Source organism: Paenibacillus sp. P4_A7, from assembly GCF_056402455.1.
Genome location: NZ_JBFUHJ010000402.1, coordinates 1 through 5,237 on the forward strand (window position 1 = coordinate 1; position 5,237 = coordinate 5,237).

General features: G+C 40.8%; 3 protein-coding genes and 1 pseudogene. All 4 read left to right on the forward strand.

Going from position 1 to position 5,237, the window contains the following annotated elements; genetic code table 11:
• Positions 1 to 575, forward strand: a pseudogene (locus AC1DWN_RS27360) (4-hydroxy-3-methylbut-2-enyl diphosphate reductase); the annotation flags it as partial.
• Positions 576 to 1,911: 1,336 nt separating this feature from the next.
• Complete coding sequence (aroF, locus tag AC1DWN_RS27365; RefSeq protein WP_477562046.1) at positions 1,912 to 2,973, forward strand: 3-deoxy-7-phosphoheptulonate synthase; 1,062 nt, start codon at positions 1,912 to 1,914, stop codon at positions 2,971 to 2,973.
• 248 nt (positions 2,974 to 3,221) lie between these two features.
• Entirely contained in the window at positions 3,222 to 4,646 is a 1,425-nt protein-coding gene (gene glnA, locus AC1DWN_RS27370) for a type I glutamate--ammonia ligase (protein ID WP_477562047.1), read from the forward strand.
• 212 nt (positions 4,647 to 4,858) lie between these two features.
• The coding region (locus tag AC1DWN_RS27375; protein WP_477562048.1) for an aminotransferase class V-fold PLP-dependent enzyme at positions 4,859 to 5,237 on the forward strand (379 nt) is incomplete at its 3' end.

Below are 5,237 nucleotides of genomic sequence, written 5' to 3' on the forward strand. Positions count from 1 at the left end.
GTGTAGCGCCAGATCGTGTTCACCTGATTGAACGAGAAGAAGAAATAGCTGCTCTTAACATTCCAGAAGGCAAAACGATTATAACGAACCAAACGACAATGTCACAGTGGGATATTCGTCATATTATTAACCGTCTAGTTGAACGCTATCCGGATGCTGAGGTTCATAATGAGATTTGTTTAGCTACACAAGTACGCCAAGAGGCGGTAGCTGATCAAGTTGGCATAGCGCAGCTATGCATTGTAGTTGGAGATCCACGCAGCAACAACTCAAACCGCTTAGCTCAGGTTTCTGAAGAAATCGCGGGCGTTAAGGCATATCGTGTGTCCGATGTGTCAGAGATCGAACAGGAGTGGTTGAAGGGTATTGACCGTATTGCAGTTACTTCAGGAGCATCCACACCAACGGCGCTTACCAAAGAGGTCATTAGCTATTTGGAGCAATACGATCATAACAATCCTGACACATGGGAAATTCGTCGTACGATAAACATGAACAAGCTGCTGCCGAACATTCGAGCGAAGTCGGAAGTAACTGTGCCAGATACAGCTTCGGATTCAACTACAACTGTTTAAACTAGAACAGATATTGGTTTTGTTTGAAACAGTAGTAGGAAGTCGGGGAGCTCATCTGAAACGTATATGGGTAAACGAAGAGATGATTAGTATGAGATTGCTACGTGGTTTTCGTTAACGTAACTATGGTGTTCTTATATCGAGTCGGACTGTGGATCCTCACTAATTAGTGAGGATAAACTCACTATGTCATTTTTAAACTAAATTATGTTTCTTATTAGTGGGGAAAACCTCACTCCCCGTGAAGTAATCCTCATGGCGAGTGAGGTTTTCCTCATTATTTATTGACTTGTAGCATTTGAAGATGAAAAAGTGAGTATTCACTCACTAATTAGTGAGATTGGTTCATAAGGCGGACACCCAACCCAACCCAACCCGCTTAAAGATTATTAACAGACTAGATAATTTTGTGAATAGTACTCAAAATGAAATCAGAGGTTAACAATAGTGAGAGTAGATGAATTCATAAGCTGTATTTGAATTTGACTGTGTTTCATGCAATCAAAACTACATATAATCCTTTTATTTGATCTCAGACTGTATTTTATCCAAGCTAATCGCCCTTTTAGTAGACAAATAGCTTCTAGGGTCCTGTTTGACTGTATCTTTTCCATTCAAATACAAGGGGATTGGAATAATCAGGTGTTTGAATGTACAATATCCAATCTGATTGCCTAACCTTATACCTTTGTTGAAAAATACCGATGATAATTGGATACCCCGCCGCATTCGAAAAGGGTTCATGATTTCAAGCAGTGGTTTTAGGTTGTTCCTTTAATAATAGAAGGAGAATGATTTTGAATTTTGAATTTTGAATTTTGAATTTTGAATTTTGAATTTTGAATTTTGTACTTTGTGTTTTATTCTTTGTGTTTTATGCTTTATATTTCTGATATGTGGTTAAGTGTATCAAGAGTATTAAGTGTTTCCAGTGCGTTTGGTGTTTTTTTGTGTTTTGGGTTGACGACGGACGTTTTTTCTTGTATATTTACTTTAGTGATTAAAAGCGTAGAAGCCACAAAGCATAAAAGCTATAAAGCGTATAAGCGTTGCAGCGTGAAACTTTTGGGTTCGGGGTTAGAAACGGTCAGATATGTTAAAAAGTATTGATATAACAGAAAGACCTAGGTAAATCTAGAAACGTCTCTTTATTTCTATAAAAATTCTAGATAAGCAATAAAACACCCAGAAGAGTCTAGAAAAATCTAGACAAGCAAAAAAAATCTAGAAGTATATAAAAATCTAGATAGTCTAGAAAAGTGTTTAAGTGATTAAGTTAAGTCTCCAAGTCTATAAGTCTCTCATAAAAATAATAAACCAATTAGGAGTGATCATTATGATCGTAATAACAAATGCAAACATCGCTGATGAGCGGATTACAGAAATTGTTGCCCAAATCGAAAAGACAGGTGTTCAAGCGCATGTATCCAAAGGGACTGATCGTACTGTTATTGGAATTATCGGGAAAGCGGAGCCTACCCTTGCAGAGCACTTGCGCCAATTGAAAGGTGTAGAGAACGTTATCAAGATTTCGAAGTCTTATAAGCTTGCTAGTCGTGATTTTCATCCAGACGATACAGTAATCGATATTAAAGGGGTTAAAATTGGCGGAAGCAATCTAGTTATTATGGGCGGGCCATGTGCGGTTGAGACACCAGAGCAAATAGACGAGATCGCTCGTCTCGTTAAAGCGGCAGGCGGTCAAGTATTGCGCGGAGGTGCTTTCAAGCCACGTACGGGGCCATACAGCTTCCAAGGAGTAGGTGTAGAAGGTCTGGCTATGATGGCGGAAGCGGGCAAGAAGCATGGCTTGCTTACCATTACGGAGGTAATGACACCGGAGTATGTTGATGTTTGTGCAGAATATGCGGATATTCTTCAAGTAGGGACGCGGAATATGCAAAACTTCGATTTGCTGCGTAAACTAGGTACGATTCAAACACCGGTTTTACTAAAACGCGGATTCAGCTCCACCTATGATGAGTTTCTAAATGCAGCGGAATACATTTTGGCAGGTGGCAATCCAAATGTTATGTTATGTGAACGCGGTATTAGGACGTTTGAAACCTATACACGCAACACGTTGGACTTGACTGCAATACCAGTATTACAATCACTTAGCCATTTACCTGTAATATCTGATCCAAGCCATGGTACAGGTCGTCGCGAATTGGTAGAGCCAATGTCCAAGGCGTCGGTTGCGGCTGGAGCAAACGGATTAATTGTTGAAATGCATACGGACCCCGATAATTCTATGACAGGTGACGGTGTTCAATCCCTATTCCCAGATCAATTTGCGAATTTATTAAAAGATCTAGAAAAGCTCGCTCCTATTGTAGGCAAACAATTTGATACGCCTAAAGCTCCTGCAGAAGCATTCAAAGAGTGGAAAATTTAATAGAGCGTCAAAACCGTGTAATTCCTGATTTATCAGGGATTACGCGGTTTTTTAGTTTAAATATTCAGAATGATTTGTGAACAACAAATCAAACTTGTGAGTAAACCTAACATGAGATTAAAAAATACCTAACATAGCTATTGACGGAGATCGAAGCCAAGTTTTATAATAACGACATGGTTTTACAGCAATTATTGAACATTACTTGTTCAACACTACGCTAACGTTCGGAAATGGAGGAATATCTAATGTCAGTTAAAAATGTTTTGGACAATATTCAAGAAAATAACATTATGTTTGTAGATTTCCGCTTTGTGGATCTACTTGGTCATGCACACCACATTACACTACCTGCGGCTGAGGTTGACGCTGATACTTTTGTTAATGGGGTGGCATTTGATGGGTCTTCAATCCAAGGTTTCCGCGGAATTGAAAACTCAGACATGGTTATGATGCCAGATACAGAATCCACATTTATCGATCCATTCACTGATCATCCAACACTTAACATCATGTGTAACATTCATACTCCAGAAGGAGATCGTTACGATCGCGATCCACGTAGCATCGCTCAAAAGGCTGAAGAATTTCTTCAAACAACTGGCGTTGGTACTACAGCATATTTCGCTCCAGAACCTGAATTCTTTATTTTCGACGAAGTTCGCTACGAAAGCACAATGAATTCTTCTTCTTACATCGTTGAATCCGAGGAAGCTGGCTGGAATACGAACCGTAAAGAAGATGGCGGTAACCTTGGTTCGAAAATTCCAGTTAAAGGCGGCTATGTTCCAGTAGCTCCAGTTGACTCCCAGCAAGACATCCGTAGCGAAATGGTTCGCATTTTGCAGGAAACAGGTCTTCGCGTTGAACGTCATCACCATGAAGTTGCAACTGCTGGTCAAGCTGAAATTAACTTCCGTTTTGACACTCTAACAAAAACAGCTGACAATCTTATGAAATTTAAATATGTTATTCACAACACAGCTCGCCAATATGGCAAAACGGCTACTTTCATGCCGAAACCATTGTTCGGTGACAACGGAAGCGGTATGCACGTTCATACATCCATTTTCAATGGCGATTCACCGTTGTTCTACGATAAAGGCGCTTATGCAAACCTGAGTGAAATGGCTATGCATTATATCGGCGGCGTGCTTTACCACGCACCGGCTTTGATCGCAATTACTAACCCAAGCACGAACTCTTTCAAACGTCTAGTGCCTGGTTACGAAGCGCCAGTTAACCTTGTATTCTCTAAAGGTAATCGTTCAGCTGCTATTCGTATTCCGATTGCTGCTGTAACTGCTAAAGGCTGTCGTATTGAGTTCCGTACGCCGGATAACACAGCTAACCCTTACCTAGCTTTCGCAGCAATGCTGCTTGCTGGTCTGGACGGCATCAAGCGTAAGCTTGATCCAGTAGCTCTTGGCTATGGTCCTTTTGATAAAAACATTTACGATTTGCCAGAAGAAGAGAAGAAAGAAATCCGCAGTGTTCCTGGAACACTTGACGAGGCTCTTAATGCGTTGGAAGCTGATTCTACTTTCTTGACTGAAGGCGGCGTATTCTCACAAGACTTTATCGATAACTACGTAGCAATCAAACGTCAAGAAGCAAAAGCTGTTGCCATTCGTATTCATCCGCATGAGTTCAGCCTTTACTACGATTGCTAAACCTAATGCTATTATTCCTAAAATGAGGGTCCCAATGGGGCCCTTTTCTTTTTATTAGCTAACAATATGCATAAAAACCGAATGTTTAGTGACAGTAATTCGACATACGTTCGACTTTTTGTTGTTCGAATATGTGGAATACACTTGATGCTTCTCTTCAAAATTGCTATCATAACCATATCAGATATCAAGAAAACGAGGTGGGTACCCAAATGACAAGAGCATTTAATTTTAATGCAGGACCAGCTGCAATACCTCTCGAGGTACTAAAGCAAGCTCAGGAGCAATTTGTTGATTATAAGGGTGCGGGCATGTCCATTATGGAAATGTCGCATCGGAGTCCATTGTACGAGCAAGTGAATAACGACGTACAAGCTTTGCTGCGTGAATTGTTCGGGATTCCGGATAACTATCAAGTGCTTCTGCTGCAAGGTGGAGCAAGCACGCAATTCGCGATGCTGCCGCTCAACCTAGTACGTCCAGGACGTCCAGGCGCTTATGTGATGACTGGGGCATGGGCTGACAAAGCTCTTAAGGAAGCGAAACTAGTTGGTGAAACCGTTATTGCTGCATCTACAGAAGCTGACAAAT